At 70.8% G+C, this 25,974-nt stretch carries 25 protein-coding genes; 17 read left to right on the top strand and 8 right to left on the bottom strand.

From position 1 onward, the window contains the following. The first annotated feature begins 216 nt into the window (after positions 1–216). Entirely contained in the window at positions 217–2,637 is a 2,421-nt protein-coding gene (locus tag AB0B39_RS30200) for a M28 family peptidase (RefSeq protein WP_357576003.1), read from the top strand. 93 nt (positions 2,638–2,730) lie between these two features. On the opposite strand, the gene AB0B39_RS30195 is transcribed toward AB0B39_RS30200, so the two are convergent. Beyond that, positions 2,731–3,672 (bottom strand): threonine/serine dehydratase, encoded by a 942-nt coding sequence (locus tag AB0B39_RS30195; protein ID WP_357576002.1) that lies wholly within the window; start codon positions 3,670–3,672, stop codon positions 2,731–2,733. 41 nt (positions 3,673–3,713) lie between these two features. Beyond that, positions 3,714–4,733 carry a hypothetical protein gene (locus AB0B39_RS30190; RefSeq protein WP_234582436.1) on the bottom strand — a complete coding sequence of 340 codons (1,020 nt, stop codon included), beginning with the start codon at positions 4,731–4,733 and terminating at the stop codon, positions 3,714–3,716. Between the two features lie 279 nt (positions 4,734–5,012). Between AB0B39_RS30190 and AB0B39_RS30185 the strand changes: the two genes are divergently transcribed. Together AB0B39_RS30185 and AB0B39_RS30180 are read left to right on the top strand one after the other, a co-directional pair. After that, positions 5,013–5,828, top strand: coding sequence for a hypothetical protein (locus AB0B39_RS30185; protein WP_357576001.1), 816 nt, complete (start codon positions 5,013–5,015; stop codon positions 5,826–5,828). Then, the gene (locus AB0B39_RS30180) at positions 5,828–6,169 is read left to right on the top strand and encodes a hypothetical protein (protein ID WP_357576000.1); all 342 of its coding nucleotides are present in this window, start codon (positions 5,828–5,830) and stop codon (positions 6,167–6,169) included. Before AB0B39_RS30185 ends, AB0B39_RS30180 begins: the two co-directional genes overlap by 1 nt. 54 nt (positions 6,170–6,223) lie before the next feature. On the opposite strand, the gene AB0B39_RS30175 is transcribed toward AB0B39_RS30180, so the two are convergent. Further along, positions 6,224–6,451, bottom strand: coding sequence for a hypothetical protein (locus AB0B39_RS30175; protein WP_234582409.1), 228 nt, complete (start codon positions 6,449–6,451; stop codon positions 6,224–6,226). A 351-nt stretch (positions 6,452–6,802) separates the two neighbouring features. Here AB0B39_RS30175 and AB0B39_RS30170 point away from each other — a divergent pair, with 351 nt between their 5' ends. The 5 genes from AB0B39_RS30170 to AB0B39_RS30150 all read left to right on the top strand — a co-directional run bounded on the left by AB0B39_RS30170 (position 6,803) and on the right by AB0B39_RS30150 (position 10,877). Then, positions 6,803–7,972: a helix-turn-helix domain-containing protein gene (locus AB0B39_RS30170; protein WP_357575999.1), complete on the top strand. Its 1,170-nt coding sequence runs from the start codon at positions 6,803–6,805 to the stop codon at positions 7,970–7,972. A 99-nt stretch (positions 7,973–8,071) separates the two neighbouring features. Next, positions 8,072–8,650, top strand: a complete 579-nt coding sequence (locus tag AB0B39_RS30165) for an AAA family ATPase (protein WP_357575998.1) — start codon at positions 8,072–8,074, stop codon at positions 8,648–8,650. Positions 8,651–9,198: 548 nt separating this feature from the next. Next, positions 9,199–10,029, top strand: coding sequence for a DUF5984 family protein (locus AB0B39_RS30160; protein ID WP_357575997.1), 831 nt, complete (start codon positions 9,199–9,201; stop codon positions 10,027–10,029). A gap of 163 nt (positions 10,030–10,192) precedes the next feature. Continuing rightward, positions 10,193–10,633, top strand: coding sequence for a hypothetical protein (locus tag AB0B39_RS30155; protein WP_357575996.1), 441 nt, complete (start codon positions 10,193–10,195; stop codon positions 10,631–10,633). Between the two features lie 13 nt (positions 10,634–10,646). Next, a complete protein-coding gene (locus AB0B39_RS30150; RefSeq protein ID WP_357575995.1) occupies positions 10,647–10,877 on the top strand; it encodes a tyrosine-type recombinase/integrase in 231 nt (76 codons plus the stop codon). 57 nt (positions 10,878–10,934) lie between these two features. Here the strand turns inward: AB0B39_RS30150 and AB0B39_RS30145 are convergent, their stop codons facing one another. The 3 genes from AB0B39_RS30145 to AB0B39_RS30135 form a co-directional block, all read right to left on the bottom strand. Further along, complete coding sequence (locus AB0B39_RS30145) at positions 10,935–11,189, bottom strand: Smr/MutS family protein (protein ID WP_088987488.1); 255 nt, start codon at positions 11,187–11,189, stop codon at positions 10,935–10,937. A gap of 121 nt (positions 11,190–11,310) precedes the next feature. Next, on the bottom strand, positions 11,311–11,679 hold the full coding sequence (locus AB0B39_RS30140) for a tetratricopeptide repeat protein (protein WP_357494629.1): 369 nt from the start codon (positions 11,677–11,679) through the stop codon (positions 11,311–11,313). An 89-nt stretch (positions 11,680–11,768) separates the two neighbouring features. After that, complete coding sequence (locus AB0B39_RS30135) at positions 11,769–12,539, bottom strand: ROK family protein (protein ID WP_357494631.1); 771 nt, start codon at positions 12,537–12,539, stop codon at positions 11,769–11,771. A gap of 62 nt (positions 12,540–12,601) precedes the next feature. On the opposite strand from AB0B39_RS30135, the gene AB0B39_RS30130 reads away from it, so the two are divergent. The 3 genes from AB0B39_RS30130 (at position 12,602) to AB0B39_RS30120 (ending at position 15,533) form a co-directional block, all read left to right on the top strand. Further along, positions 12,602–14,239, top strand: a complete 1,638-nt coding sequence (locus tag AB0B39_RS30130; protein WP_357494633.1) for an ABC-F family ATP-binding cassette domain-containing protein — start codon at positions 12,602–12,604, stop codon at positions 14,237–14,239. 38 nt (positions 14,240–14,277) lie between these two features. Beyond that, entirely contained in the window at positions 14,278–14,586 is a 309-nt protein-coding gene (locus AB0B39_RS30125) for a hypothetical protein (protein ID WP_234582398.1), read from the top strand. Between the two features lie 221 nt (positions 14,587–14,807). Continuing rightward, a complete protein-coding gene (locus AB0B39_RS30120; protein ID WP_357494635.1) occupies positions 14,808–15,533 on the top strand; it encodes a methyltransferase domain-containing protein in 726 nt (241 codons plus the stop codon). Positions 15,534–15,563: 30 nt separating this feature from the next. Here the strand turns inward: AB0B39_RS30120 and AB0B39_RS30115 are convergent, their stop codons facing one another. Next, a complete protein-coding gene (locus AB0B39_RS30115) occupies positions 15,564–16,571 on the bottom strand; it encodes a LacI family DNA-binding transcriptional regulator (protein ID WP_357494637.1) in 1,008 nt (335 codons plus the stop codon). A 146-nt stretch (positions 16,572–16,717) separates the two neighbouring features. Between AB0B39_RS30115 and AB0B39_RS30110 the strand changes: the two genes are divergently transcribed. The 5 genes from AB0B39_RS30110 to AB0B39_RS30090 are packed head-to-tail and all read left to right on the top strand — an operon-like array spanning position 16,718 to position 22,483. Next, a complete protein-coding gene (locus AB0B39_RS30110) occupies positions 16,718–18,232 on the top strand; it encodes an alpha-N-arabinofuranosidase (RefSeq protein ID WP_357494639.1) in 1,515 nt (504 codons plus the stop codon). Between the two features lie 60 nt (positions 18,233–18,292). Next, on the top strand, positions 18,293–19,621 hold the full coding sequence (locus AB0B39_RS30105) for an ABC transporter substrate-binding protein (protein ID WP_357494641.1): 1,329 nt from the start codon (positions 18,293–18,295) through the stop codon (positions 19,619–19,621). Between the two features lie 6 nt (positions 19,622–19,627). Then, positions 19,628–20,593, top strand: coding sequence for a sugar ABC transporter permease (locus AB0B39_RS30100; RefSeq protein WP_357494643.1), 966 nt, complete (start codon positions 19,628–19,630; stop codon positions 20,591–20,593). Positions 20,594–20,603: 10 nt separating this feature from the next. After that, a complete protein-coding gene (locus tag AB0B39_RS30095) occupies positions 20,604–21,461 on the top strand; it encodes a carbohydrate ABC transporter permease (protein ID WP_357494645.1) in 858 nt (285 codons plus the stop codon). Next, complete coding sequence (locus tag AB0B39_RS30090) at positions 21,458–22,483, top strand: glycoside hydrolase family 43 protein (RefSeq protein ID WP_357494647.1); 1,026 nt, start codon at positions 21,458–21,460, stop codon at positions 22,481–22,483. Before AB0B39_RS30095 ends, AB0B39_RS30090 begins: the two co-directional genes overlap by 4 nt. A 42-nt stretch (positions 22,484–22,525) precedes the next feature. Here the strand turns inward: AB0B39_RS30090 and AB0B39_RS30085 are convergent, their stop codons facing one another. Further along, positions 22,526–24,022, bottom strand: coding sequence for an amino acid permease (locus AB0B39_RS30085; RefSeq protein WP_357494649.1), 1,497 nt, complete (start codon positions 24,020–24,022; stop codon positions 22,526–22,528). A gap of 196 nt (positions 24,023–24,218) precedes the next feature. Here AB0B39_RS30085 and AB0B39_RS30080 point away from each other — a divergent pair, with 196 nt between their 5' ends. After that, positions 24,219–25,868 (top strand): family 10 glycosylhydrolase, encoded by a 1,650-nt coding sequence (locus AB0B39_RS30080; protein WP_357575994.1) that lies wholly within the window; start codon positions 24,219–24,221, stop codon positions 25,866–25,868. Positions 25,869–25,974: the final 106 nt, after the last annotated feature.

The following is a 25,974-nucleotide window of genomic DNA, read 5'->3' as shown; positions in this document are numbered from 1 at the left end:
AGACAACGGTCGCACACAACACGATGGGCGCGGCACGGGCGGGGATGGGCCGGATCACTGCCCGCCGTGGGACAAACCGGGCAGCCGGTCGGTGCCCGGGTGGCCGAGCGACCCCGCCGACGGGCGGGAGATCGGTGGACGCCCGGCCATCCCGTCCCCGGCCACCGGAGGGCAGGATAGTGCCACCCCAGGCCCCACCACCTTCGAGGAGTTCGGATGGGCGCACCCCCCACCCCCGTCACGGCGGGCGTACCGCTCCGGCCGAATCCGGGCGTACCCCCGGCCGGCCGTGCGCTGACCCGACCGCGCCGGCGGCTGCTGGCCGCCGCGGCGGCGCTTGTCGCGCTGGCGGCCGTCGGCGCCGGCAGTCTGCTCGACCTGCGCACCCCGACGCCGAGGCCGGCGGACGCGCCGGCCGGCGAGTTCAGCGCCACCCGGGCGTACGAGGACGTCCAGGTGATCGCGGCCCGGTCGCACGTCGCCGGGAGCCCGGCCAACGACCAGGTTCGCGCGCACGTCGAGCAGCAGTTGCGCGGCCTGGGCCTGGAGACGGCGGTGCAGGACACGGTCGCGCCGGAGGCCGGTCAGCTCAGTGGGGCGGCCGGCGGGGCGACGGTGGCCCGGGTGCGCAACGTCGTGGCCCGACTGCCCGGCACCGACCCGACGGGACGGGTGTTCCTGGTCGCCCACTACGACTCGGTGCAGACCGGGCCCGGCGGCAACGACGACGCGGCCGGCACCTCGGCCATCCTGGAGGTGGCCCGCGCGCTGAGCACCGGCCCCCGACCCCGCAACGACATCGTCTTCGTGCTGACCGACGCCGAGGAGGCGTGTCTCTGCGGCGCGGCGGCGTTCGCCGCGAGCCACCCGCTCGCCGCCGACGGCGGCGTGGTGCTCAACCTCGAGGCGCGTGGCTCCACCGGTCCGGTGATCATGTTCGAGACGTCGAAGAACAACGCGAAGCTGGTGGACGTCTTCGGCCGGGCCGCCCCGCACCCGGTCGGCACCTCGTTCGCGGTGGAGATCTACCGGGCGCTGCCCAACGACACCGACTTCACCGCCTTTCTGGACCAGAAGTTCGTCGGGCTGAACTCGGCTTACATCGACGGCGGCGCGATCTACCACACGCCGCTGGACACCCCGGCCGCGATGGACCGGAGCAGCCTTCAGCAGCACGGGGACAACGCGCTGGGCCTGGCCCGGGAGTTCGGCCGCACCGACCTCACCGACCTGCGCTCCGGGTACGACGCCACCTACTTTCCCGTTCCGGGCGGGCTGGTCCGCTACCCCGGCTGGCTCGTCCTGCCGCTGGCAGTGCTCGCGGTGCTCGCGGTCGCGGCGCTGGGCTGGCTGACCCGCCGCAGCGGCCGGGCCAGCACCGGACGGTTGGCCGCCGGTTTCGGCCTGGCTCTCGTGCCGATCGTGGTCGCGCCCGTCGCCGCCCAACTGCTCTGGCTGGCGATCACGGCGATCCGTCCGGGGTACGCGGAACTGCTCGACCCGTACCGGCCGATCTGGTACCGGTTGGCCGTGCTGGCGCTCGCCGCCGCCATCCTGTTCACCTGGTACGCGCTCGTCCGCCGCCGGATCGGTCCGGCCGCGCTCGCCGTCGGCGGGCTGGCCTGGCTGGCGCTGCTCGGGGTGCTGCTCGCCGTGGCGGTGCCCGGCGGGGCGTACCTCACCACTCTGCCGGCCCTGGCCGGCGCCCTCGGCGGGCTGGTCGCGCTGCGGACCCGGCAGACCGGGCCGTGGCCGGTGGTGGCGGTGACGGCCGCCGCCGCGGTCGGCGTGGTGATCCTGCTGCCGACGGTGGTGCTGCTCTTCCCCGCGTTGGGCATGGCGATGGGTGGGGTGGCCGCGCTGGTCGCGGTGCTGCTCGGCCTGACCGCGCTGCCGGTGGTCGACCTGCTGCACCCGCAGGCCGGCGGGCAGCGCGGCCTGGTGGCACTGCGGGCCCGACGACTCGCGGTGCTGCCGGCCGGGGCCGCCGCCCTGGCGGCGGTGGTGCTCGCCGGGGTCGGGCTGGCCGTGGACCGCTTCGACGCCGCCCACCCCGCGCCCACCCACCTGATGTACGCCCTGGACGCGGGAACCGGGCAGGCCCGCTGGCTGAGCCGCGAGAGCGACCCGCAGCCGTGGACGGACGGCTACGTGGACGGGGTGGCCAGCGTTGCGGACGACTTCCCCGGCCTGGGCGACGGTGAGCTGCGGGCCGGCCCGGCGCAGGCGGCGAACCTGCCGGCGCCGAAGCTCGATGTGCTCGCCGACACCAGCGCCGGCGGTGAGCGCACGCTGCGGCTGCGGCTCACCCCGCAGCGGGCGGTCCGGCTCGCCACCCTGCACGTCGACACGGCGACCGCCACCGTGTTGCGCGCCGAGGTGGCCGGCCGTCAGGTGCCGGTGGAGCCCCGCGCGGGCAGGTGGGGCTTCGGACTTGTCTTCCACGCCCCGCCGGCGGAGGGCGTCGAGGTCACGTTGACGCTGCGGCCGATCGCCGCGCAGGTGGCGCTGCGGGCGATGGACGCCAGTGACGGGCTGGACGCGCTGCCCGGCTTCCGGCCCCGGCCACCGGCCGTCGGCGTCGTCGGATCGCACAGCTCCGAGATGCTGGCGGTCGCCCGCACGTATCCCCTCTGACGAGACGGGTCATGGTCCGGCGGGGGTGCTCCCCGCCGGACCCGCGGCCCTTGCTCTGCACCCGCGGACGCACCACCCACCTACGGTGCCCGGTCAGTGCGGCGCGGCCGGACCCAGGTCACTCGGGTCGGTGTTGCCGCCGCAGACGATCACCGCCACCCGCTCCCCCGCCTGCGGCACGTACGCGCCACCGACCAGCGCGGCCAGCGCCGCGGCACCACCGAACTCGGCGGCGACCCGCAGCTCCGACCAGAGCAGTCGACGCGCCCGCACCAGGTCCTCGTCGCTGACCAGCACGGAGACCACACCGGTCCGGCGGGCGGTGTCGAACGCGATGTCGCCGATCCGGCGGGCGCCCAGCGAGTCCGTGGCGACGCCGCCGACCTCGATGTCCACCGGCCGGCCCGCCTTGAGCGCGGAGTGCAGGGTGGGGATCTGCTCGGGTTCGACGGCGACTATCCGCACCGACCCGTCGAACCAGCTCGCAATGCCGGACACCAGTCCACCACCGCCGACCGCCACCAGCACCGTGTCGACCCCGTCGAGCTGCGCCTCCAACTCCCGCCCGACGGTGCCCTGACCGGCCACCACCTCCGGTTGGTCGTACGCGTGCACGACCAACGCGCCGGTCTCCCGCGCCCGCTCGGTGCTCGCCGCCAGGGCCTCGGCGTAGTGCTGGCCCACCTGCCGCACCTGCGCGCCCAGCCCGGCCAGTCGCTGCACCTTCACCGGCGACGAGGTCACCGGCACGAAAACCTCCGCCGTCACGCCCAGCGACCGGGCCGCGTACGCCACCGCGAGCCCGTGGTTGCCACCGGAGGCGGCGATCACCCCGGCCGACGGCAGCGGCCCCTGGAGCATCCGGTTGAACGCGCCACGCGGCTTGAACGAGCCGGTGTGCTGGTGCAGCTCCAACTTGAGGCTGAGCTGGCCGGGCACGCCCAGGTCAGCACCGTCGACAGCGATGACCGGAGTTTCGCGGACCCGCCCGGCAACCAGCGCGGCAGCGGCCTCGACGTCGCTTCTGTTCACCATCGGAAACGCCCTCTCACTGGGACCGTGGTCGGTGAGCCATCCTATGGAGCGTCAACGGGGTCGCCCCTGTCGGCTGCGCGCCGCAACCGGCGGTGCTCGGCGGTCACCACCCCCAGCAGGGCCAGGTCGATCGCGACCACGGCTACCGCGTTGAACTGGTTGACCGTGAAGTTGAAGACCTGCCCGAACAGCAGGTTGACCAGCAGCGCGAGCTTGAAGAACCGGAACGCCTCGATCCGGTTCGAGCGCAGCAGCCACGCCGCCCGCAGACTGAGCACCGCCGTGACCAGCGCGGTGGCGGTGACACCTACTACCGCGCCCCACTCGCGCTCCTGGTCCAGTTCTCCGGTCACACCGTCCAGCAGCACCGCCACCACGACCAGCACCGGCTCCACCACCAGGTAGACCACCACCAGCCAGACCAGCCAACGCTGCCGGGTCGCCCAGGTGGCGAGACGCCGGGCCCGGTCCGCAGCCCGCTGCCAGAACCGGACCGGCGGCGGCTCACGTCGGGGCATCGTGTCCAGCAACTGCTCCACGGCCGCCTCGGCGGCCGGCCCGGCGCCCCGCACGAGACGCCGCACGTCCGATCGGCGCCGGTCGGTCAGCCCGCCGGGCTGACCGCTGAGCACCACGTCCAGCGCGTTGGCCGTACGCTCGGCCGGGGTCAACTCGGATCGACCGGTACGCCCACGTACCGCCTGGGTGAGCAGGACGAGCAGGGCGAACGCGACGTAGATGATGGCGGCAGCCGGGGCGTAGAAGTAGTCGGTGCCGGTGGTGACGAACTTGCCCACCTCGTCGATGAACAGGCCGAACCCGACGCCGCCGACGATCGCCCCAGCCGTGCGTGGCCCTTCGCCCAGGAAGATCAGCGGGATTCCCAGGCCGACCGCGAGCAGCAGGCCGCCCCAGAGCACATGCGCGATGTGCAGCCCGCCGCCGCCGAGCTGCGGATAGTCGGTGGCCTCCAGGTACGCCCGCAGGGCCAGCACGGTGACCACACCGGAGAGCACGAAGGCCTGGAGGTGGGACGCCGCCTCGACCGCCCGGGTCGGCAGCCGGCGGACCAGCCAACCAACTCCGGGGCGGTGGCGCGAAGGTCCAGATGACATGTTTCGAAACCTAGTAGCCACCCACTCCGTGCGGACGTGGTCCGGTCGAGCCGGCGATGCCAGCACGGATCCGTTCGTCCCTCGTCGTGGGCACGCTGTCCGCGGTGGCGCCGCTGGCCGCGTGCGCCCTCCTCGTCACGAGGTGATCGGCGCCAGCTCGCCGACCTGGAGTCGATCGCTCAACCGGGGCAGCGGGACGTGGCACGGCCGGGCAGAATGCCACCCATGCGCCGGCTTGCGACCGTTCTCTGCCTGCTGACTGCTGTGGTGCCGGGAGTGGCTGCCTGCGCGACGCCGCAGACACGGCCCGGAGACGCCGCACCCAGCGCGTCCGCCGCGTGGAGCACCTACCAGGCCGAGGTGAGCGGCGTGACGCCCGGTCCGGGTGCCCGGGCGGTGACCGTGCAGGTCGAGGCGCTCGCTGGTGGCGATGGTTGCTCCCGCAACGTGCGGGTCGACAACCAGACCGAGGAGAACGGCGTCATCTTCGCCGACATCGTGCAGGATTCGGCCGGGTCCGCCATCGTTGGCGCCTGTCCGACCTTCGAGCCCGCCGAGGTGACCCTCACGTCGACGGAGCCGATCGGCGACCGCGCGCTGTCGCTCAACCAGAAGACATGGGCGCTGAGGAACGGCGCCTACAACCGCTGCGACGAGCACCTGGGCTGCAACCCACCGAAGGACCGCTGCGACCCGACGTGGACGCGTGCGGCCGTACGGGGGATGGACGTGTCCCGCCACTCGCAGGGTCACGTCGAAGCCTGCGACGGGAACTGGCTGGTCATGACGGTGCCGGACGACCCGGCATCGTGCGGCGTCGAGCCACGCCCTGGGTGCGAGGTGAACACCGCCGTGCGGCGCTACTTCCTGCGGAACGAGCCGGCCGGATGGTCGATCATCGCCCGGACCACGTCGGGTGGGTGCGACGCGGTCCGCAAGGCAGCGATCACCTTCCCCCGGGAACTCTGCGCCAACCTGAAGCCGACGGCCCGGCTCGTCACCGTGGCACCAACGCTTCCGTCCGGTCGGCCCGGCGGCTGATGGCCCTGTCGCCGCCGCGCCCCGACGTCAGCAGCAGGGCCGCGTTCCTGGTGATGATCGGCTGGTATCTGGCCATCGTCGTGGCGTTCGGCCTGTTCCTCGGCACGCTCTCCGGCTCGGTTCCGGCGGGCTGCGGGGAGGTGTGCGACTCGGAACGGTCCCGGATGCTGCTGTTCGGGCTTTACGTCGCCCTGCCGGCGATGTTCCTCGCGCTGCTGGTCAGCCTGGTGACGCTCGCAGTGCTGGTCCCCCGTACGCGGAATCGCTCGTCGGCCGTGGTGGGCACCCTCAGCGCGGTGCTGCCGCTGGCCGCGTGCGGCCTCCTCACCGCCAGCCTGTGACAGTGCGCCCAGTCGGAGTAGGACATGACCCGTCGCCTGGGTGGACGCTGCCCATCAGCGCGTCCAGGCCACGAACCGCTCGTACAACTCGGCCGGCGCCACCTCGGGCAGCTCCACGACGACGACGAAGAGCAGCCCACTGACGTAGATGGAAAGGCCGATGCGGTCACACCCGTACGCCTCGGCCAGGCGTACCCGCGCCGGATGGCACGGCCAGGGCGTGTCTGCCGCACACGTCTGACAGTGCCACTGCGGCCGGCGCGGCAGGTGCTCCCCGTCCATCCGGCGATCGAGCGCTGACACCGACCGTTCAGCCCGATTGGCCCGCGCCGTCTCCCACTCTCCGGCCATCACAGAGCCGCCCGCCTACCGTCGTGGTTGCCGTCCCGCGCCGTGATTTCATGCGCGCCGGACCGCTGTGGATAGCAGGTCGCTGCGCCGGTCTTGTCCAACTGGACCTGATTCCGTCTGCTCCACCAGCGTTTGAACCGCTCCCGAACCGCCACCACGCCTCCCGCCGGTCACTGCGCGTGCTCGTCCGATACACCCTGCGGCGGTACGCTCACATCGGTCGACGGGTTGCGCGTTGCCAACCCGCATCGGCAACCCGGCAACTCCGGCGGGAGGCGAGACATGCCAACATTCGGCGCCCGAATGCGGACAGCGCGGGAAGCTCGCGGCCTCAGCCTGGCCGCTCTCTCGGAGCTGCTGCCCGCCGACAAGGGGCACCTCTCCCGCCTCGAGAACGGCCGTCGTCGACCGGGTGAGGATCTGGCCCGCCGGATCGACGACGTCCTGGCCGCTCGTGGGGAGCTGATCGCCTGCGCCGCCCTGGATATCGCCGCCGCCTCCGACACCCGGCCGTCGGAGACCGTCGAGCTGCTACATCGAATGCACGCCAGCGACACCGCCCCCGCCACCATCGAAACGTTGCGGGCGACCGTAACCGAGTTGTGCTGCCAGTACGGGTGGCGCGACGCCGGGGAACTCCGCGCCGAAGGTCAGGGTTGGCTGCGCGAGGTCGCCCGACTGCTGCAGCGCCCCACCGGGCTACGGCAGCATCGCGAACTGCTGGTGTGCGCAGGCTGGCTGGCGCTGCTGATCGGCTGCGTCGAATACGACCTCGGCAAACGCGCCAGCGCCGAGGCCACCCGCACTGCCGCCCGTCAGCTGGGCGAGGAAGCCGGTCACGCCGGCATCACCGGCTGGGCGTGGGAGATGGCGGCGTGGTTCGCGCTCACCCAGTCTCGGCACGAGGCAGTGTTGACTGCCGCCCGAGCTGGGCAGGAAGCCGCCGGCGGGCAGCGGGTGGGGGTGCAACTGATCGCACAGGAAGCCAAAGCGCTGGCACGGCTCGGCGACCTTCAGGGCGCGCGGGCGGCGCTCGATCGAGGTCGGCGGCTCCTCGACGACCTCGGTGCGCCAGACCGGCCCGACAACCACTTCGAGGTCGATCCTGGCAAATGGCTGTTCTACGCGATGGACGCCTACCGCCTCGCCGAACACGACGCTCTCGCCGAGCACTACGCCAACGAGGTTCTGCGCCTCGGCACCGGATCGGACGGCATCGAGCGGTCACCCATGCGGATGGCCGAAGCCAGACTCACTCTCGCCGCCACAGCCCTGCGCGCTGGCGAGCTGGATCGGGCCGTCGAGGAGGGGGTGGCGGCGTTCGCCGCTACTCGGCGGTCCCTGCCCTCGCTGCTGCTCGTCGCCGGCGAAGTTGACGTCGAACTTCAGCGTCGCTACCCCCACGAGCAAGCCACTGCCGACTTCCGAGACGCGCTGAACGCCGTTCGGTAGCCACACCCGTCGATGGGGTGAACGGAGCGCTCTTGTTCATCAAGCACCAAGGCGTCCAGCGATACGGGTCGCCGATCCGGTCGAACTACCCTCACCGTCATGCCGCACCTGGACGCCACGGATCCCCTGCCGCGCCGTCCCTGCCGCGTCCTGGTCGCCGGGACCTCGGGCGCCGGAAAGACGACCCTCGCCTCGCGCATCGCCATCTCGTTGCAGGCGCCGCACGTGGAGATCGACGGCCTCTTCCACGGGCCCTCGTGGACCAGACGTCCCTCCTTCGAAGAAGACGTACGGCGCTTCAGCGCAAGCCCCTCCTGGGTGACCGAGTGGCAGTACGAGGCGGTTCGCGCCCACCTCGCCGATCTCGCGGACCTGCTGGTGTGGATGGATCTGCCGAAGATCACCGTTATGCGCCAGGTCGTCCGGCGGACCGTCGTCCGCCGTCTTCGACGCCGGCAGCTCTGGAACGGTAACGTCGAACCGCCGCTCTGGACCCTGTTCACCGATCCCGAGCACATCGTCCGCTGGGCGTGGAACACACATTCACAGACGGCCGCGCGCATCGCGGCCCTGGCGGCCCGGCGTCCGGACCTTCCCGTGGTGCGCCTCCGCAGTCACGCCGCCGCCGATAGCTGGCTGCGCGGCCCGCTGAAGCAGGCTCAGCCCAGCAGGTCGTGACCGTGGCTGCCTCCAGCGGCTCGAGCTACTTCCAGCGGTATTGATCTAGGCCACGAGCGTAGTCGATCAAACCGGACAACCTGGCGTCTGATCTGGCGCTAGACCTGACATGGATGGTCAACGATAGTCACTGCTGGCTCTCGTTAGGCGGCCTGGAAACGGCATGATCTTGGCCCGGCCACGTCGGGCAGGACGAGCCCGAGACTGGGGGTCCGGGGGCACCTTGGGCTCGACCCCTTCTTCGTATGTCGCGCCGCCGACGGGGCTGGAACCGTTCGGGGTGCGCCCGTGCGCTTGCGCTAAGGGCGCGGGGTCCCCGATCGGCGGCCCGGTTGGGTCGGCCCCTGGTCGGCGGCGCGAGCGGCCTGCGAAGCGGGCCGCCTTGATCTCGTACAGAAAGTTCTCACAACATGGGGATCACCCTGGTTGTCCTCCGTCGACTGATGCGCAACACTCGTCCGCCAACTGATCTGCGACACCTCCGCACGCTGATTGCGGCTACTTCCGGGCTCTCGATCGGCCGCCGAATGTTGCGGGATACTGCCTCAATGATCAGGTTCCGCTTCGAGCTGTACCCACTGGACAAGGTGTCGCCGTGGGGCAGTGACCAGCCGAGGCTCCACTGGTTCGGCCTCACTGAGGGTTGGTACTGGCTCGAAGCAGGCGGGCAGGAGCTGCTGCGCCGCACCCGGGAGGTTCACCCGCATCCCTACATCGACTACTACCTGGCGCGGCTCTGGGAAGACGTCATTGTCCTTACACCCGAGGTGCTGGAGCCGGTCCCCGACGATCTGCAGCCATTCATCGCCTCCGACCCCACGCAGTGGACGTGTGACCCGCTCGAGTTCGTGGCCGAGCCGGATGAGGAACGGGCCGACGACGGGAACGCGGACGTGCCCGACCATCCAGTCGTCACGGCCGCGATCTGGCACGGCGACCACTACCTGGACTTCGGTTACCTGCGCAATCCTCCCAAGCTCCGGGTCTGGCGCACCGCCCGCGGCGATCGGGACGAGATCACCATGGATTGGCGGCACGAGGACGACGGCGAGATCGGTTTCACCGCCGACCCCACAGTCCGGCTCAGCGTCCCGACCAGCGCATACCTTGAGGCCGTGCACACCCTCAACCGCGAGCTGATGTACAACATGGGGCAACGGGTCGAAGAGCTGGAACGCCTCGGTGGGCTACCTGGCGTGAATCTTGACCTCGTCCAGCTGCGGCGGGAACACGAAGACCGACGGCATTGGCTTGCCAGGAACCTCAACCGCTCCCCGAAGACCGACTGGAACGTCGTCCGCCAAGGTGCCCGCCTGCTGCTCGCTGACGTTCAACGGATCGACGCCCCCAACGAGCTAGGCACTACTTCGAGCACCTGACCGGGACAGCATCCGCTCCTCGGCATGACAGGACCTTGCGTGGCGGCCATCCTCTCGCCCCTAGCTTGCTGGATCTGTCGCGTATCACCTGGCGGAGCTGCGTCGCACATCAGCGTTCGCGGTCAAGAGCATCCGCCGGCCGAAGCCCGCTCCAACCAAGGTGGTGCCGTGGCCGGTCACCCGGTTGACAGCATTCAGGGAGAACGTGCGGCCCCGATACCGGATCACGGTGGACCTGGGGGCGGGATGCGGCCTACGGCAAGGAGAGATATTCGCGGTCAGCCCCGAGGATTTCGACCCGAACCGCCCGGTCCTGCACATCACTCGGCAGATCAAGTTGGTTCGTGGCTCACTGATCTTCGCTCCGCCAAAGGGCGGCAAGTCCCGTGAGGTTCCGTTGCCCGACTCGGTGGCCGGCAGGCTCAAGCAACACGCGCGGAACTGCCCGCCGGCTCCCGTGACCCTGCCGTGGGAGACGCTGACCGGCGAGCCGCGAACCGTCGAGCTGTACCTGACGACGCCCGCCGGCCTGGCGCTGTCCCGCTCGATGTTCAACTCCGGCGTCTGGAAGCCGGCCGATCCGGGCGACCGGCGTCCCCGATGACCGACACAACGGGATGCACGTCCTGCGCCACACCTACGCCTCAGTCCTCCTGGACGCCGGAGAAAGCATCAAGGCTCTGTCGGCCTACCTGGGCCACGCGGACCCGGGCTTCACCCTCCGGACCTACACCCACCTACTGCCGGCCAGCGAGGATCGCATCCGCCGGGCCATCGACAAGGCACTCGGTGGAGACCAGCCCAGCGCAGACGCTCGGCAAGCCCTTGACGGCCTGGACACGGCATGATCATGGCTCACCGGCCTTGGCAGAGCACTGAGACGCAGGTCAGAGGTCATGCCATCTCTACTTCCAGCGGAAGTGGACGAAGAGGCGGCCGAAGTTCTTGGAGTCCTTCTCCACCCGGTGGTAGAGCTGTTTGACGTCCTTCTGGTCGAGGAACCGCAGCACCCGCTTCTTGAGCTGCCCCGACCCCTTGCCCGGGATGATCTCCACGAGGGTGGCCTTCTTCGCGACCGCCTCGTCCATGATCCCGCGCAGCGCGCGGTCGATGTCCTGGCCCTTGTTGAAGATGTCGTGCAGGTCCAGCTTGAGCTTCATGCCGCAGCCCCCGGCCGGTCAGGTCCCATGTCCGCCATCCTAGGCACGCCCGTCGGCCCGCCCGCCGGACGACGAAGGGGCGGCCCGTAGGACCGCCCCCTGCTCGTCACCAGTTCTGCGCTCAGCGCGTGCCGCCCACCCGGGTCTCCACCCGCTGCAGCGCGATCCGGTAGTCGTCGTTGGCCGCGTACATCGCCGCGGCGATCCGCAGGTGCCGCAGCGCGTCGGTGTGCCGGTTCAGCCGCTCCAGCGTCCGACCGAGCACGTGGTGCGCGTAGTGGTCGCTGGGGTCCCGCTCGACCAGCTCGCGCAGCTGCTCCTCGGCCCGGTTGAGCTGGGCCGACTGGAAGTACGCCCGGGCCAGCAGCTGCCGGACAGCCGCGTTGCCGGGTTCGGCGTCGACGATCGGTTCCAGCAGTCGGGCCGCTCCGCTCGGGTCACCGGTCTCGAAGAACATGGTCGCCCGCCGGTAGTCCGCCAGAAGATCCATCTGCCCACCTCCTCGGGTCGCGCCGTCACCTGTTCCGACGCTGGCACAACACTGGGCGTTTGGCGACTGTTCCCCGTGTCGAAATCGGGTCAGGTGCGGGCGTCCCGGCGGCCGGCGGCCAGCTCCCAGGCGCGGACGCCGCCCACGATCCCGGCCGTGTTCGGCACCACCACCACATCGTCGCCCATCCGGGCCAGCTGCTCGGGCCGGATCAGCCGGGAGTTGCCCCCGCCCAGGTAGAGCCGGTCCCACCGGAACACCGGGCGCAGCCCGTCCACCACCTGGCGGATCCGCCGGGACCAGAAGGCGTCGCCGAGCCGCCGACGCTCCGGCTCCCCCACGTACGTGTCGTACGTGGTGCCCCAGCGCACCGGCGCGTGCGACAGCTCCAGGTGCGGTGCGAGCACTCCGCCGTCGAAGAGGGCGCTGCCCAGCCCTGTTCCCAGGGTCAACACCAGTTCGCAGCCGGTGCCGGCGACCACACCCGCACCGTGCACCTCGGCGTCGTTGAGCACCAGCGCGGGCACCCCGAACGCGTCGGCCAGCGCGCCCCGCGCGTCCCAGCCGGACCACTCGGCCAGCAGGTCCGGGTCGACGCGGGAGCGGGGGCCGCTGCGGGTGACGTAGTGCGGGGTGGCCACCACCACTCCGTGCCGGATCATCCCGGGTACGCCGACCGTCAGCCGGTCCGCCGTGGGCAGTCGCCCGCCCAGCTCCAGCAGGGTCTGGACGAAGAGCGCGGGCGGCAGCGGGTACGGGGTCGGCACCCGCAGCGGCCGGGCGCGCATCGTGCCGGCCTCGTCGAGGACCGACGCCTTGATGCCCCCGCCACCGCAGTCGATCGCCAGAGTGGTCACCACGTCGTTGAGTCTGCCCGCTGCCGTCGGCTCTTATGCGGGCAGCCGGATAGGCTGCCGTCCTGATGAGCGCCACGATGATCGTCAAGGACCTGGCCGCCGGGCACGGGGACCGCCCACTCTTCTCCGGGCTGGACCTGGTCGTCGCCCCGGGCGACGTGGTCGGCCTGGTCGGGCCGAACGGGGCCGGCAAGTCGACGCTGCTGCGTACCCTCGCCGGATTGTTGCCGGTCGAGGCCGGCAGCGTGCGACTCAGCCCGCCCACCGCGAGCGTCGGGCACCTGCCGCAGGAGCCGGAACGGCGGCCGGGCGAGACGGTACGCGACTTTTTGGCCCGCCGGACCGGGGTGACCGCCGCGCAGGCGGCGCTGGACGCGGCCACCGAGGCGCTGACCGCCGGGGCGGCGGGCAGCGACGACGCGTACGCCGACGCGTTGGAGCGCTGGCTCGCCCTCGGCGGCGCGGACCTGGACGAGCGCGCCGAGCAGGTTAGCGCCGACCTGGGCCTCGCGGTCGACCTGGACCACCCGACGACCGGGCTGTCCGGCGGTCAGGCGGCCCGCGCCGGGCTGGCGTCGCTGCTGCTGAGCCGGTACGACGTGTTCCTGCTCGACGAGCCGACCAACGACCTGGACCTGGCCGGCCTGGAGCGGCTGGAGGAGTTCGTCACCGGGTTGCGCGCCGGCACGGTGCTGGTCAGCCACGACCGGGAGTTCCTCACCCGCACGGTGACCCGGGTGCTGGAGCTGGACCTGCCGCAGCAGCAGGTCAATCACTTCGGCGGCGGCTACGCGGCCTACCTGGAGGAGCGCGAGGTGGCGCGGCGGCACGCCCGAGCCGACTTCGAGGAGTACGCCGACACGAAGGCCGGCCTGGAGGCGCGGGCCCGCACCCAGCGTGGCTGGATGGAGAAGGGCGTGAAGAACGCCCGCCGCAAGGCCACCGACAACGACAAGATCGGCCGTAAGTTCCGCAGCGAGTCGAGCGAGAAGCAGGCCGCCAAGGCCAAGCAGACCGAACGGCTGATCGAACGACTCGACGTGGTCGAGGAGCCCCGCAAGGAGTGGGAGCTGCGGATGGAGATCGCTGCCGCGCCCCGCGCCGGCGCCGTCGTGGCCACGCTGCGACATGCGGTGGTACGCCGGGGAGGCTTCACCCTCGGGCCGGTGGACCTCCAGATCGACTGGGCGGACCGGGTCGCGGTGACCGGGGCGAACGGTTCGGGCAAGTCGACCCTGCTGGCCGCGCTGCTCGGGCGGCTGCCGCTGGACGAGGGCACCGCCTCGCTCGGGCCGGGAGTGGTCATCGGCGAGGTGGACCAGGCTCGGGGGCTGTTCCTCGGTGACGCTCCGTTGATCGACGCGTTCCACGCGGCCGTACCGCACCTGACGCCGGCGGACGCGCGGACCCTGCTGGCCAAGTTCGGGCTGCGGGCGGCGCACGTGCCGCGGCCGGCGGCGACCCTCTCTCCCGGCGAGCGGACCCGAGCGGCGCTGGCCCTGCTCCAGGGGCGCGGGGTCAACCTGCTGGTGCTCGACGAGCCCACCAACCACCTCGACCTGCCCGCCATCGAACAGCTCGAATCGGCGCTGGCCAGCTACCCCGGCACGCTGCTGCTTGTCACCCACGACCGGCGGATGCTTGCCGCCATCGAGACGAACCGTCGGCTGCGGGTCGACGCCGGACGGATCGCCGAGGATTGATCCGTGCCGAAGGGCCGGGCCGGGGTGAGAATGACGCCATGCTCAAGTGGGAGTACGCCCTGCTGGTCCGCCGCCGCCAGGCGGCGACCAACGACCTCGGCTGGGAGGTCGTCTTCGTCTGGTACGGCCCGGACGGCTCGATGGTCGACGTGACGCCGTACGGCGACACCGCGTTGGCTCACCTGAACCGGGCCGGCGACCAGGGCTGGGAACTGGTCGCGATGAGCGAGGACCCGTCTCTGCCCGGCAACAACGAGTTGCACCGCTACCACCTGAAGCGGCCGAAGCCCGCCGCCCCGCAGCCCCGCCAGCGGATGCGCGGCAGCCGTCGCACCCTGTCCGGCTGACCGCCGTCGCGGACGCCTGGATCGGCGCGGCCCCACTCCGCGAGGCCACCCTCCGATGAGCGTGATGACTGGGCGGCATCTTGATGCCGCCCAGTCATCACCCTCGACCGGGAGGTGCCTCGGACGGCCGACACGCCAGCCGACAGCCGGGCAATCACGAAACGGTGGAAACGGGAATACCGGGCGCGTGGGCGGGTAACGCGCGGCGGGAGGTGGCCCGAATGGTCGCTTTGGCACAGACTCCGCCCTCGGCCGACCGGCTGCGGTTGATCGACGAATCCCTCGCGCAGGCGTGGGCGGACCAGGTCCGGCACGACGACCGACTGCGCGCTCTGGCGGTCGAGGTGCGCTTCGACCGGGGGGTCGCCCATCTCACCGGGGAGGTGGCCGAGCCCGCCGAGCTGCGGCTGGTCCGCGACCTGGTGGGGCGGCTGGCCGGCGTCTACGGCGTCTGGTGCCGCGTCGGCGTCGGTGGCCGGGAGCCGGTGGTGGTGGACCTGGGGTGCGGGCCGACCAAGCAGTGGTCGAGCAACCTGGGGTTGGACATCTACCCGGCGCCGGGGGTGGACGCGGTCGCGGATCTGTCCGGCTCGCTGCCGCTGGCGGACAAGTCGGTGGACGTCCTCTTCGCGGTGCACATCCTGGAGCACCTGATCGACTTCCTGCCGCTGGTGGACGAGTGCCACCGCGTACTGCGTCCGGGTGGCGTCCTGCACGTGATGAGCCCCTGGTGGGGGCACGTGAACGCGGTCGCCGACCCGACGCACGTCCGGCTGATGGACGTGCAGACGTTCAAGGGGATCTGCCAGCTCCGACCGCCGGGCACCCCGCGCTGGTATCCGCTGCACGCGGGCTGCGACGGCGCCTCGATCTTCGCCGACCTGACCCCCCTGCCTCCGGAGGCCGACCCGGCACCCCCGTCCCACCTGGCCCGCTTCTTCGACTGAGCACCGGCAGACGGCGAACCCGGTGCCGGATTACGGGGCCTGGGTGGACTCGCGGATCTCCAGGCGGTAGGGGGCGGAGAGCTCCTTCGCCGGGGCGGCGCGGTCGCCGTCCAGGCGGTGGGCCAGGAGTTCGACGGCCAGTTGGGCGATCCGCTCCTTGTCCGGAGCGACAGTGCTCAGGGTCGGGATCGAGAACCTGCCGTCCTCGATGTCGTCGAAGCCGACCACCGCCACGTCCCCGGGCACCCGCAGGCCGGCCTCGTGCAGGGCACGCAGGGCGCCCAGGGCGAGCGTGTCGTTGAAGCAGAAGACGGCGTCGGGGCGTACACCGGCGGTGAGCAGGCCGCGCATCGCGGCCGCGCCGTCGGCGCGGTGCCAGGCCGGCGCGGGCGCCACGAGGGTTTCGTCGTAGGGCAGGCCGGCGGCGCGCAACGCCTCGGCGTAGCCGGCCAGGCGCAGGCGGGCGCTGGCGCCCTCGTCGGTGCGCTGCGAGCCGATGGCCGCGATCCGACGGTGGCCGAGCTTGATCAGGTGGTCGGTGATCTCGCGGGCGGCGGTCACGTTGTCGATCACCACGCGGTCGGCGGGGCCGTGGTCGACGCGCTCGCCGAGCAGCACCATCGGGGTGCCGTCCAGGCCGGCCAGGTCCTCGGCGGTCAGCGCCAGCGGGCTGAAGATCAGCCCGTCGATCAGGTGGTCGGTGATGCCGGAGGCGACCACCCGCTCCTGCTCGCGCCGGCCGCCGGTCTGGTCGATGAGCACCGTCCAGCCGTAGTCGGCGGCGGCGGTGACCACATAGCGGGCGAGTTCCGCGAAGTACGGGATGTCCAGTTCCGGCACCGCCAGGGCGATCACCCCGGTACGCCCCTTGCGCAGGTGACGGGCGGAGAGGTTGGGCCGGTAGTTCAGTTCGGCGATGGCCTCCTCGACCCGGGCCCGGGTGTCCGGACGTACGTGCACGTAGCCGTTCACCACGTTGGAGACGGTCTTCACCGAGACGCCCGCCCGTTCGGCCACGTCCTTGAGCCTGTGTCGCACGCCGCAACCTCCCCGATGTAACCCAGCGCACCATACCTCGTCAGCAGCTCTTTACAACGTTGCCTACAACGTTGTAGAAACGAGGGACGCCGGGTGGGCGGTGACTGCGGTCACCCGGTTCCGGCACTGAGGAAAGGTGGCATCCCTTGCGGACCGCGCAGCTGACGATCGACCCGGCCTTCAAGATCGGGCCGGCCGACCGACGTCTCTTCGGCTCGTTCGTCGAGCACATGGGGCGGTGCGTCTACGGCGGCATCTACGAGCCCGGCCACCCCGACGCCGACTCCCGCGGCCTGCGCCGCGACGTGCTGGACCTGACCCGTGAGCTGGGCGTCTCGGTGGTCCGCTACCCGGGCGGCAACTTCGTCTCCGGCTACCGCTGGGAGGACGGCGTCGGCCCGGTCGGTGACCGGCCGCGCCGGCTCGACCTGGCGTGGAAGACGATCGAGACCAACGCGTTCGGGCTGGACGAGTTCATGACCTGGGCCGCCGAGGCCGGCGTCGAGCCGATGATGGCGGTCAACCTGGGCACCCGCGGCGTCCAGGAGGCGCTCGACCTGCTGGAGTACGCGAACCACCCGGGCGGCACCGAGCTGTCCGACCTGCGCCGCAAGCACGGCGCGGAGGACCCGTACGGCGTGCGGTTGTGGTGCCTGGGCAACGAGATGGACGGCCCGTGGCAGGTCGGCCACAAGACCGCCGACGAGTACGGGCGGCTGGCCGCCGAGGCGGCCCGCGCGATGAAGATGATCGACCCGTCGATCAGCCTGGTCGCCTGCGGCAGCTCCAACCGGCGGATGCCCACGTTCGCCGCGTGGGAGGCGACAGTGCTGGAGCACACCTACGAGCACGTCGACTACATCTCGGCGCACACCTACTACGACCCGTCCGACGGCGACCAGGCGAGCATCCTGGCGTCGGCCGTCGACATGGACAACTTCATCACCGAGGTCGTGGCGACCGCCGACCACGTGGCCGCCAGGCAGCGGCAGAAGCGCAAGCTGAAGATCTCGTTCGACGAGTGGAACGTCTGGTACGAGTCCCGCCTCCAGGCCGACCTGGACCGGCGTGGCTGGGTCGAGGCGCCCGCGCTGATCGAGGACGACTTCACTGCGGTGGACGCGGTGGTGGTCGGTGACCTGCTGATCACCCTGCTCCGGCACGCCGACCGGGTCGGGGTCGCCGCCCAGGCCCAGTTGGCCAACGTGATCGCGCCGATCCGCACCCGCAACGGCGGCCCCGCCTGGCGGCAGAGCATCTTCCACCCGTTCGCGCTGACCGCCCGGTACGCCCGGGGCACCGTGCTGCGCACCGAGCCGGTGTCGCCGCGCTACGACACGAAGAAGTACGGGGACGTCCCGGTGCTCGACACGGTCGCCGTGCACGACGAGGAGACCGGCGAGCTGACCGTCTTCGCGACGAACCGTGACACGACGGACCTCGCATTGGACATCGACCTGCGCGGCCTGCCCGGACTGTCCGGTTACTCCTTCCAGAGCATCGCCGCCGGGTCCGACCCGTCGGCGACGAACACCGAGGCCGAGCCCGACCGGGTGACGCCGCGGGAACTGCCCACCCCCACCCCCGACGGCGGCCGGTGCACTGTGCGTCTGCCCGCCGTGTCGTGGAGCGTGCTGCGCTTCGGCCCGACCGGCGTCTGATGTCGTACCGGTTCTGAGCAGGCACAATTCATCCCGTCCCCCTCCAAGGAGAGATACAGCATGATCCAGAACGACATGAGCCGGCGACGCCTGCTCGGCCTCGGTCTCGGAATCGGTGCCGCGGCCTCGCTGACCCTCGCCGGCTGCGGCGGCGGCGACAGCACCTCCGGGCCGGCCGCCGGTAACGGCGGCAAGGAGTACACCGGCCCGAAGGTCGACCTGAAGCTGTGGAACGGGTTCACCGGCGGCGACGGCGACATCTTCAAGGCGCTGGTCAACCAGTTCAACACCGAGCACAAGAACATCGCGGTGTCGGTGGCCACGTACCAGTGGGAGGACTACTACAACAAGCTCCCGGGTGCGGCCTCCAGCGGCAACGGTCCGGACATCGCGGTCATGCACATGGACCAGCTCGCCACCTTCGCCGCTCGTGGCGTGATCACCGAGCTGGACGACGTGGCCAAGAACCTGGAGCTCTCCGAGGGCGACTTCGCCCCGACCGTCTGGAAGGGCGGGATCTACAACAACAAGCGGTACGGCATCCCACTGGACATGCACCCGCTGGGCTTCTACTACAACAAGGCCGTCATGCAGAAGGCCGGCCTCGACCCGAACAAGCCGCCGGCGACGAAGGACGACTACACGGCGGCCCTGGCCGAGCTGAAGAAGGCCGGAGTGCAGGGCTTCTGGGTCAGCCCGTTCCAGTTCACCGGCGGCATGACGTTCTACTCCCTGCTCAACCAGTGGGGCGCCACCCTCTTCGACGCCGAGGTCGCCAAGGCGACGTTCAACACCGACCCGGCGGTCGAGGCGTGCACCTGGCTGGTCGACATGATCAAGCAGGGCTACTCGCCGGCCAACGTCGGGCAGGACGCCGACTACCTGGCGTTCAAGAGCGGCAAGAACGCCTTCACCTGGAACGGCATCTGGCAGATCAACGACCTCAAGAAGAGCCCCGAGGTCCAGTGGGGTGTCGCCCCGCTCCCCCAGATCGGCAGCAAGCCGTCCGCCTGGGCCAACTCGCACAACTTCACGATCGTGAAGCAGCGGGCCAACGACGCCAACAAGGTCTCCGGGGCGAAGGTCTTCATCAACTGGCTGAGCCAGCACTCGCTGGACTGGGCCAAGGGCGGGCAGATCCCGGCCCGCAAGGAGGTCCGTGAGGGCGCCGAGTTCAAGGCGCTGCCGGAGATCTCGTCGCTCGCCCCCGAGCTGGAGTACGCGGCCTTCCCGCCGGCGGCACCGGGCCTGGGCGAGGTCATGACGACCTTCTACAACTCGTTCAACGAGGCCGCGCTGGGCAAGAAGTCGCCCAAGCAGGCGCTCGACGACGGCGTGTCCAAGGCCAACAAGCAGCTCGAGGACAACCGCAAGAAGTACGGGAGCTGATAACCCGTGGCGGACGTGATCGAGGTCGGGGCGGCGCGCGGTGACGCGCCGCCCCCGGCGGCCAACGCAGTCCGCCGGGGCGCCTCGGCGGGCCGGACCGGACGGGCGACGCCATACCTGTTCCTCGCCCCGTACCTGGTCCTGTTCGGGGTCTTCGGCCTGCTGCCGATCATCCTCGGCCTCTGGCTGAGCGTGCACCAGTGGGACTTCCAGCTGCCCAACCGACCCTTCGTCGGGTTGGACAACTACACGGAGCTGTTCTCCAGCGACTCCGCCGTCTACGGCGACTGGTGGGAGAGCGTCCGGGCCACCGCGATCTTCACGGTGCTGTCGGTGCCGCTGCTGGTGGTCGTACCGCTGGGGTTGGCTCTGCTGTTGAACCGCTCCTTCCCGGGCCGCACCTTCTTCCGGGCGATCTACTTCGCCCCGTACGTGCTGGGCGTGGCGGTGATCGGCCTGCTCTGGCGGTTCCTGCTCGACGCCAACCTGGGCCTGGTCAACCGGCTCCTCGGAGTCGTCGGTCTGCCGTCGGACACCCCGTGGGTGACCAACATGCCGTGGGCGTGGATCTCGCTGGTCGGGGTGACCGTATGGTGGACCTCCGGCTTCAACGCGGTGATCTACCTGGCCGGTCTGCAGGACATCTCGCCGGAGCTGTACGAGGCGGCCCGGATGGACGGTGCCAACGCGTGGCAGCGGTTCCGCAACGTGACACTGCCCGGACTGCGGCCGGTGCTGCTCTTCGTGATCACCACGACGGTGCTCGCCTCGGCGAACATGTTCGGTCAGTCGTTCCTGATCACCCAGGGAGCGCCGGGCACGGAGACCCGCACGGTGGTGTGGTTCATCGTCGAGGAGGGCCTGCGGGACAACGACGCCGGTCGCGCCGCCGCGATGAGCATCGTGTTCGCCCTGCTGCTGGCGGTCGTGAGCATCGCCAACTTCCGCCTCTTCCGCTACCGGGAAGACTGAGGGGACCGCCATGACGACGCCCACGCCGACCACCAACGGCTCCGCCCCCGGGCTGCGCCGGGTCGTCTTCTACGCCACCCTGGTCGCGCTTACCCTGATCTTCCTGACCCCGCTGGTGTGGATGGTCATCACCTCGCTGAAGACCTACACCGCCGCCCAGCAGATCCCGCCGAGCTGGCTGCCGGACCCCCTCGCCGGGTACGGCTACGAGCAGATCATCAACAACTCGGCGAACCCGGTGCTGCGCTGGTTCCTCAACAGCATGGTGGCGGCCACGCTGCACTCGCTGCTGGTGCTGGTGACGGCCTCGATGGCCGCGTACTCCCTGGCCCGGCTGCGGTTCCGTGGACGCGGGGTGACCTTCGCGCTGATCGTCGGGACGCTGTTCATCCCGCCGACCTCGCTGATCATCCCGAACTTCCTGATCGTCGACCAGCTCAACTGGATCGACACCCTCGCCGTGGTGGTGGTGCCCGGCGCGGCCAGCGCGTTCGGGGTGTTCTTCCTGCGGCAGTTCTTCCTCTCGCTGCCGAACGAGCTGGAGGAGGCCGCTACCCTCGACGGCGCCAACCAGTGGCAGATCTTCGTCAGGGTGGTGCTGCCGCTGTCCAAGCCGGCGCTGGCCACCCTGGCCGTGCTGTCGTTCCTGACCAACTGGAACGACTTCCTGTGGCCGATCTTCGTGCTGTTCAGCCCGGAGAAGTTGACGCTCCCGCCGGGCCTGGGCCTGCTCCAGGGCTCGTACGTCACCGACTACCCGGTGATCATGGCGGGCGCGGTGCTGGCCAGCCTGCCGGTGCTGATCCTCTTCGTGCTCGCGCAGCGGCACATCATCCAGGGCGTCTCCCGTAGCGGCCTCAAGGGATGACGCGCTCGACCGCCCGGCGACGCGGCGCGGCGGCGATCACTCTCGCCGCCGCGCTGCTCGTCACGGGCTGTTCCGACGGCGACGAGACCACCTACACGAGCAACGGGAGTGGCCCGAGGATGTTCACCAACCCGGTCGTCAGCACCGACGCCCCGGACCCGCAGGCGATCCAGGTGGGCGACACCTGGTACCTGTTCCACACCAACTCGCAGGGCCGCAACGTCCCGGTGCGCACCTCGTCGAACCTGGTCGACTGGACCGAGGCGGAGGACGCCCTGCCGACGCTGCCGGACTGGGCGGACCCCGGCAAGACCTGGGCGCCGGAGGCGATCCAGCTGGCACCGGATCGGTTCCTGCTCTACTACACGGTCGCCGGCCGGGAATCCGGCCGGCAGTGCGTCGGGCGGGCGGTGGCCAGCGCGCCGCAGGGGCCGTACGCCGACGAGGCGACAGGCCCGCTGATCTGCCAGGCCGACCTGGGCGGGGCGATCGACGCCAGCCCGTACCGGGACACCGACGGCAGTCTCTGGCTGCTGTGGAAGAACGACGGCAACGCGATCGGGGTGGACACCTGGATCTGGTCGCAGCGCCTCGCCGACGACGGCCTGACCCTCGTCGGCGAGCCAACGAAGCTGCTCAAGCAGACCGAACCGTGGGAGGGCACCCTGATCGAGGGGCCGTTCTTCCACCGCCAGGACGGTCGGCTGCTCCTGTTCTTCGCCGCCAACGCCTACGACCGGGCCGAGTACGCCGAGGGCTACGCGGTCTGCGAGGGCCCGACCGGCCCGTGCGTGAAGGCAGCCGAGAACCCGATCCTGAAGAGCAACGAGGCCGCCTCCGGCCCGGGCCACGCCTCGATGGTGGTCAAGGACGGCCGCACCTGGCTGCTGTACCACGCCTGGCCTCCGGGCCAGGAGGGCAGCACCGACCCCGGCCGTCAGGTGTGGCTCGACGAGGTGACCTGGGTCGACGGCAAGCCTGTCGTCAAGGGTCCGACGGCCACGCCGCAGACCCGCCCCTGAGCTGACGAGTGCGGAGGGGCGCTCGGCCCCTCCGCACATCGGTCAGGCGCTCGGTTCGCGTGGCGTCGGGGCGACCGCCGGTTCGTGCTGGGCCAGCCGGTTGCGGCGGTAGCCGTAGCCGAAGTAGATGATGCCGCCGAGCAGCATCCAGGCCAGGAACCGCAGCCACGTCTCCACCGACAGGTTGAGCATCAGGTAGAAGCAGGCCAGCGCCGAGACGACCGGCAGCACCGGGGAGAACGGCACCCGGAACGGCCGCTCCAGGTCGGGGCGCTTGCGGCGCAGGATCGGCACCGCGATCGAGACCAGCACGAACGCGCAGAGCGCGCCGATGCTGACCAGGTCGGCAAGCGCGGACAGCGGCAGGAAGCCGGCCAGCAACGCGACCGCCACCGTCATGATCGCCGAGATCCGGTACGGGGTGCCCCAGCGCGGGTGCACTGCCGCGATCGAGGGCGGGATCAGGCCGTCCCGGGCGATGGCGAAGCCGATCCGGCCCATCGCCACCAGGTCGACCAGGATGACGCTGGTCAGGCCGGCGACCGCGGCGATGGAGACGAGCGTCGCCGCCCAGCCGGCACCCACCGACTCGAACGCCGAGGCGATCGGGGCACCCCGGTCGATCTCGGTATAGGGCACCATCCCGACGACCACAAGCGAGACGCCGATGTAGAGCACTGTGGAGATCAGCAGCGTGCCGAGCAGGCCCAGGGTGAGGTCCCGCTTGGGCTTGCGCGTCTCCTCGCCCAGGTTGGCGACGGCCTCGAAGCCGGTGTACGCGAAGAAGACCACCGCGGCGGCGCTGAGCACCCCGACGAAGCCGAAGACCGACGGCTCCAACCCGAAGAGCGCCTGCGTGACAGGCTGCTTGATGCCGTCGTCACCGCTGCCGGCGGGCTCGGCCGGCGGGATGAACGGGCTGAGGTTGGCCGCCTTGACGAAGAACAGGCCGGCGACCACCACGAACACGCAGATCGCCACCTTGACCAGCACCAGCAGGTTGGTGACCCGGGCGGACTCCCGGATGCCGACGATCGCCACGACGCCGAGGATCAGCACGATGGCGATCGCGCCGATGTTGACAATGCTGCCCTCCTCACCGAACCACCGGGTCGGCAGGTCGAGCAGCTCGGCGAGGTAGCCGGACCAGCCGCGGGCCACCACCGCCGCGCCGAGCGCGAACTCCAGCAGCAGGTCCCACCCGATGATCCAGGCGACGATCTCGCCCATCGTGGCGTACGCGTAGGTGTAGGCGCTGCCGGCGGTCGGCACGCTGGAGGCCAGCTCGGCGTAGCAGAGGGCGGCGAGCAGGGCGACCACGCCGGCGATGGCGAAGGAGATCACCACGCCCGGACCGGCGCTGTCGCGGGCCTCGATCCCGGTGAGCGTGAAGATGCCCGTGCCGATCACGATGCCGATGCCGAAGCCGGTGAGGTCGACAGCGCCGAGCCGCCGCTTGAGCCCGAGCTGGCCGTCGCTGCCGTCGGCGTCGCCCTGGGCTATGACGTCCTTGATTGGTTTGGTTCGCAGCACGGACATGCGCTCACCCCTCCCCACCGCGCGGCCACCACCGCAGCGGCCGGTGACCGCCGTGCTACCCAGCCGGAGGAATGGTCAACCACGAATACTTGCGGTGGCGACGCGATTGTGAAAATTTCCTTCTGTACGCAGATAGGCAGCGGCGAATCTTGCCGCACCCACAGTGCACGGGAGCCCCAATGAAGGGACATACCGCATGAAAGCAACCCGACTCGCAGCCGCCGGTCTGGCCGCGGTTCTGCTCGGCTCACTCGCCGCCGCCACCCCCGCGAACGCCACCACCACCCCCACCACCCCGACCTGCGTCACCAACCCGGCCACCCCCAAGCGACAGTTCCGGGCGATGTGGATCTCGTCGGTGGTCAACATCGACTGGCCCAGCAAGGCGTCCCAGACCAGCCCGGACCGGGTCGCCGCCCAGCAGGCCGAATACCGGGAACTGCTCGACCTCGCCGAACGGCTGAACCACAACGCCGTAGTCGTGCAGGTCCGACCGACCGCCGACGCGCTCTGGCCCTCGCCGTACGAGCCGTGGTCGGAGTACCTGACCGGCGTACGCGGCCAGGACCCGGGCTGGGACCCACTGGCCTTCCTGGTTGCCGAGTCGCACAAGCGCAACCTGGAGTTCCACGCCTGGTTCAACCCGTACCGCGTCTCCATGCCGGCCCCCGGCGGCGCCGGCGCCGACCTCAGCCAGCTCGCGCCCGGCCACCCGGCCCGGCAGCACCCGGACTGGACCTTCGCCTACCCGCCGGCCGGCGTGGCCGGCAGCCGGCTCTACTACAACCCCGGCATCCCCGAGGTCCGCGAGTTCGTTCAGACCGCGATGATGGACGCGGTCAAGCGGTACGACATCGACGGCGTGCACTTCGACGACTACTTCTACCCCTACCCCAGCGGCACCTACCAGGTGCCCGACGATGCCACCTTCGCGGCGTACAACCGGGGCTTCACGGACCGGGCGGACTGGCGGCGGGACAACATCAACCTGCTGATCCAGGAGATGAACGGCAAGATCAAGGCGGCGAAGCCGTGGGTGAAGTTCGGCGTCAGCCCGTTCGGCATCTGGCGCAACGCCAGCGCCGACCCGCTCGGCTCGGACACCACCGGCAGCCAGTCGTACGACATCATCTCCGCCGACACCCGCAAGTGGGTCAAGCAGGAGTGGATCGACTACGTGGTGCCGCAGCTCTACTGGTACATCGGCCAGTACCCGGCAGCCGACTACGCGCGGCTGGTCCCGTGGTGGGCCGAGACCGTGCGCGGCACCCGGGTCCAGCTCTACATCGGCCAGGCCGACTACAAGAGCGGCGATCCGGCGTACGGGCCGTACTGGCAGAACCCGCGTGAGCTGTCCGACCACCTCACGCTCAACCGGTCGTACCCCGAGGTGCAGGGCAACGTGCACTTCTCGGCCGTCCAGGTGCGGGCCAACCGGCTCGGCGCCACCGACATCTACGCGGCCGAGCACTACTCCCGCCCGGCCCTCGTGCCGGCCATGCCACACCTGCCGGCGAAGCCGTTGCTCCTCCCGGTGGTCACCAGGGTCGCCCGGGAAGCCGACGGGGTGCGGCTGACCTGGCGCCAGCCCGCCGACGGCGTGGGCCCGCTGGGCACGGCCACGTCGTACGCGATCTACCGCTTCGACGGCACCACCCTGCCCGGGCGGTGCGCCACGGCGGACGCCACGCACCTCGTCGACACCGTCCGGGCCACCCCCGGCGGCGTCCAGTCCTGGGTGGACACGACGGCCGAGCCCGGCCACCGGTACACCTACCGGGTGACGGCGCTGGACCGTACCGCCAACGAGAGCCCGGCCAGCCCGCCGGCGTTCCTGCTGCACTGACCCGTTCCGCGGAATGCCCCGGGTGCCTCGCGCACCCGGGGCATTCGTCTGTTTGAACGCATGTCACCAATAGTTGGCGGCGCACATACCGCCCAGTTGATCAGCT

Source organism: Micromonospora sp. NPDC049114 (assembly GCF_040648635.1).
Lineage (GTDB): Bacteria > Actinomycetota > Actinomycetes > Mycobacteriales > Micromonosporaceae > Micromonospora.
Note: the sequence above shows the minus strand (reverse complement) of the source record. Positions and strands in the feature narration are given on the sequence as shown.

Bases quoted from the DNA above. Each gene is read 5' to 3' on its own strand.
- AB0B39_RS30125 (WP_234582398.1), top strand. From the start codon at position 14,278: ATGCTCAAGTGGGAGTACGCCCTGCTGGTCCGCCGCCGCCAGGCGGCG.
- AB0B39_RS30160 (WP_357575997.1), top strand. From the start codon at position 9,199: ATGATCAGGTTCCGCTTCGAGCTGTACCCACTGGACAAGGTGTCGCCG.
- AB0B39_RS30120 (WP_357494635.1), top strand. From the start codon at position 14,808: ATGGTCGCTTTGGCACAGACTCCGCCCTCGGCCGACCGGCTGCGGTTG.
- AB0B39_RS30180 (WP_357576000.1), top strand. From the start codon at position 5,828: ATGGCCCTGTCGCCGCCGCGCCCCGACGTCAGCAGCAGGGCCGCGTTC.
- AB0B39_RS30130 (WP_357494633.1), top strand. From the start codon at position 12,602: ATGAGCGCCACGATGATCGTCAAGGACCTGGCCGCCGGGCACGGGGAC.
- AB0B39_RS30095 (WP_357494645.1), top strand. From the start codon at position 20,604: ATGACGACGCCCACGCCGACCACCAACGGCTCCGCCCCCGGGCTGCGC.
- AB0B39_RS30080 (WP_357575994.1), top strand. From the start codon at position 24,219: ATGAAAGCAACCCGACTCGCAGCCGCCGGTCTGGCCGCGGTTCTGCTC.
- AB0B39_RS30175 (WP_234582409.1), bottom strand. From the start codon at position 6,451: ATGGACGGGGAGCACCTGCCGCGCCGGCCGCAGTGGCACTGTCAGACG.
- AB0B39_RS30145 (WP_088987488.1), bottom strand. From the start codon at position 11,189: ATGAAGCTCAAGCTGGACCTGCACGACATCTTCAACAAGGGCCAGGAC.
- AB0B39_RS30165 (WP_357575998.1), top strand. From the start codon at position 8,072: ATGCCGCACCTGGACGCCACGGATCCCCTGCCGCGCCGTCCCTGCCGC.
- AB0B39_RS30200 (WP_357576003.1), top strand. From the start codon at position 217: ATGGGCGCACCCCCCACCCCCGTCACGGCGGGCGTACCGCTCCGGCCG.
- AB0B39_RS30195 (WP_357576002.1), bottom strand. From the start codon at position 3,672: ATGGTGAACAGAAGCGACGTCGAGGCCGCTGCCGCGCTGGTTGCCGGG.
- AB0B39_RS30105 (WP_357494641.1), top strand. From the start codon at position 18,293: ATGATCCAGAACGACATGAGCCGGCGACGCCTGCTCGGCCTCGGTCTC.
- AB0B39_RS30140 (WP_357494629.1), bottom strand. From the start codon at position 11,679: ATGGATCTTCTGGCGGACTACCGGCGGGCGACCATGTTCTTCGAGACC.
- AB0B39_RS30090 (WP_357494647.1), top strand. From the start codon at position 21,458: ATGACGCGCTCGACCGCCCGGCGACGCGGCGCGGCGGCGATCACTCTC.
- AB0B39_RS30085 (WP_357494649.1), bottom strand. From the start codon at position 24,022: ATGTCCGTGCTGCGAACCAAACCAATCAAGGACGTCATAGCCCAGGGC.
- AB0B39_RS30170 (WP_357575999.1), top strand. From the start codon at position 6,803: ATGCCAACATTCGGCGCCCGAATGCGGACAGCGCGGGAAGCTCGCGGC.
- AB0B39_RS30185 (WP_357576001.1), top strand. From the start codon at position 5,013: ATGCGCCGGCTTGCGACCGTTCTCTGCCTGCTGACTGCTGTGGTGCCG.
- AB0B39_RS30150 (WP_357575995.1), top strand. From the start codon at position 10,647: ATGCACGTCCTGCGCCACACCTACGCCTCAGTCCTCCTGGACGCCGGA.